The following is a 2,493-nucleotide window of genomic DNA, read 5'->3' on the forward strand; positions in this document are numbered from 1 at the left end:
GGGCGGAAGAGCCGATAGTGAGGGCACTATCCCCGGCAACTGCAAAGGTGCAAGCAGTTTCGAGGAAGGCCTCAGCCACATAAGTAGTATGGCTGCGCTGTTGGGTTCGACTCGGCCAAGGGGCAGCTAAGGAAGGCAGCTCTAGTAGCAGGATTCGGCGAGGCAACGAACTTCTCGCCGTGATGCGACGCGCGCACCTTCTGCTCGGTACGCAACATGGGCTGCAAACGAGCGCTGGGGTCCGGAGTTACGGGCCATTGGGCGTTCCTGCGTGTAGCGCGCAGGCCAAGCGTCGACCCGGATCGGCGATGGCGTGTGCCCGGCTCGCGAAGGTGACCAGTCGGCGTCGTGGGCGCCTCAAGCGCAAGGCATGCATCGCGACCAAAGACGGTGGCTTCGTTTCGGCCGGCCCAGGCGGTCTAGAATCGGGAACGGATATGCGGATCGCATCAATCGACAGTTATTTCCTCCGAGCATGTCGCCCGCTGCTCTACTGGGTGCTCCTTACGACCTGCACGCGGAGACAGTGCCGGTCGCGTAGCGGACGGGCATTCGGACCAACAAGCATGTCGCCGAAGCGCTCCAACGAGTCCAGGTCGCCGGCAGTGTTGTGCCTATGATGAGTTTCCCATGTTGGGGCAAGTGATGAACTGTTAAGTGACGTCGCTCCATTGCTTGCGAGCTGGTGAGCGTTGAGGATAGGGCTAGCGATCCACTTCTGGTTATGGTATAGTTAGGCCACCACGCTAGGGCAAGAGGCCATTGTCCTTCGGGGCCAGGAACGCGGTGCTCACAGCGAGGTGTTTGAGTTCGAGAAGCGTTACAGGACTGAGAGCGCTACGCGCGACTGCCACAACGGCGGATCGCTCCGCCCACAAGCAGGCGAACAAACCAGAAGGAGGAGCCAACATGGAAAGATACGCCAACCTAGGTGGTGACTCAGGCGTCGTCGCGTACGAGATCGGTGATGACTTCGTCAGAGTGCAGTTCTGGGATGGTTCTATCTACCTTTACACGTATGCAAGTGCTGGCGTCAACAACATAGAGCGCATGAAAGAACTAGCACGAGGTGGGCAAGGCTTGAACGCTTTCATCAACAGATACGTCCGGAAAGCGTATGCGCGCAAGGAGCGTTAGGCAGCAGCAAAAGGGGTGATTGACCACTCTGACACACTGTAGCAGGCACCTGTGTCTTGCTATCTTGCCGAGTCGTTACGGCCAGGCCGCGCTGCTTGCCTAAAGAATGGGACGCAGCCCTGCGGCTCACTGACCACCCGACACCGAACTATCACAACAGGGTGAGCCCGCTGGCCTGTCGCGGTTATCGCAAGCGGTCAGCCGCATTTGTCCCAGACTAAGTTTGCTCCCGCTTCGTTAGGCGCTCGCGGGTCACTGTCATGGGCATCGAGCACACGACTCGATCCTGTGACAAGTTGGTGACTGTGGGCGAGGACCCTATGCTTGTTCACGGCGTCCTCCGTGGCACATGACCAAGGCTTCCCAGGAGCATAGCTGGCGAGAAGAACAGAGACGCCAGGCATGATAGCACGGACGTGGGGTTGCCCCCGGATATCTACCGAGGAAGACCCTTGGCTGAATTCGGAGAGAGCTACGCCCAGCCCATTGCAGGCGAAGGGATGTAGACCCAAGCCGGCACTCAAACGTGACCAACTGGCAAGAGCCCATTCGCTTGCGTCCCGCAAACCAACCACGTTGCGTGTTGGCCGAACCACTCGACTGGTCCTACACCAGGATTGGAGAAGCCAATTGGGAAAGGAGCCGCCATGAGTCACAGGGCCACTAGCGAGGAGCACAACCTTCCTCCCGAGGAGATCGAGGCGCTGGCATCTCTGATCGAGCGCACCAAGTGGAAGTTCGCATGGACCTATGCCCGGACGTATCCCCACGAGTACACCACCAAGGAGCTCTGCAGCCCCGAGGACCACGCGCATCTCATTGCGTGCATTGAGAAGTATGGCGTCGTGGAGTACTTTGGCGATACCCCGCGCAAGTACCTGTACTTTCAGGACCGCAAGTATTGGCACATGGGACTCCCGGAGTCCAAAGACCCTCAGGAGTGGCCGAACGTCATCAACCGCGCATGGGTTGACGTGCGGCGACATGCCGCGAACGTCAGACACCGGTGGACCCCCGAAGAGGTAGAGCTTCAGATGCGTATCTGGGAAATCCAACGCGAGAAAATGGCTGCGGCGCGGTCTCGGTCAAAGGGCAGGGGGTGATGGTGACCGGCGCGCTCTGACATCGGCCACCCTGGTGAGACGCGCTACGGTCACCGCCAACCCGGCGCTCGTGGTGGTGCGGTCGGCGTGAGGCTGCGAAGTCGCGTCCGGCAGTGAGGTCAAGAGCTCTGCCCGCTGCTCCACCAGCCGGGGCCGCAGGGCCTCAACGGCCATCCCATCTTGACCTACCGCGTGGGCGCAAAGGTAGAACTCCTCGACCCTCCCTCCAGTGCCGGGATCTCTCCCCGTGCGG

At 60.3% G+C, this 2,493-nt stretch carries 3 protein-coding genes; 2 read left to right on the forward strand and 1 reads right to left on the reverse strand.

The genetic code is table 11. The features are described 5' to 3' along the window. Positions 1-909 precede the first annotated feature (909 nt). Together NUW23_15980 and NUW23_15985 are read left to right on the forward strand one after the other, a co-directional pair. Positions 910-1,137, forward strand: a complete 228-nt coding sequence (locus NUW23_15980) for a hypothetical protein (protein ID MCR4427652.1) — start codon at positions 910-912, stop codon at positions 1,135-1,137. Between the two features lie 647 nt (positions 1,138-1,784). After that, positions 1,785-2,240, forward strand: a complete 456-nt coding sequence (locus NUW23_15985; GenBank protein MCR4427653.1) for a hypothetical protein — start codon at positions 1,785-1,787, stop codon at positions 2,238-2,240. Here the strand turns inward: NUW23_15985 and NUW23_15990 are convergent. After that, on the reverse strand, positions 2,223-2,493 hold a 271-nt coding region (locus tag NUW23_15990; protein ID MCR4427654.1), incomplete at its 5' end, for a hypothetical protein. The genes NUW23_15985 and NUW23_15990 overlap by 18 nt on opposite strands.

The sequence above is a fragment of the Bacillota bacterium genome (assembly GCA_024655925.1).
Lineage (GTDB): Bacteria > Bacillota > DTU025 > DTU025 > JANLFS01 > JANLFS01.

Coding starts and splice junctions, on each gene's coding strand:
- NUW23_15980 (MCR4427652.1), top strand. CDS start 910: ATGGAAAGATACGCCAACCTAGGTGGTGACTCAGGCGTCGTCGCGTAC.
- NUW23_15985 (MCR4427653.1), top strand. CDS start 1,785: ATGAGTCACAGGGCCACTAGCGAGGAGCACAACCTTCCTCCCGAGGAG.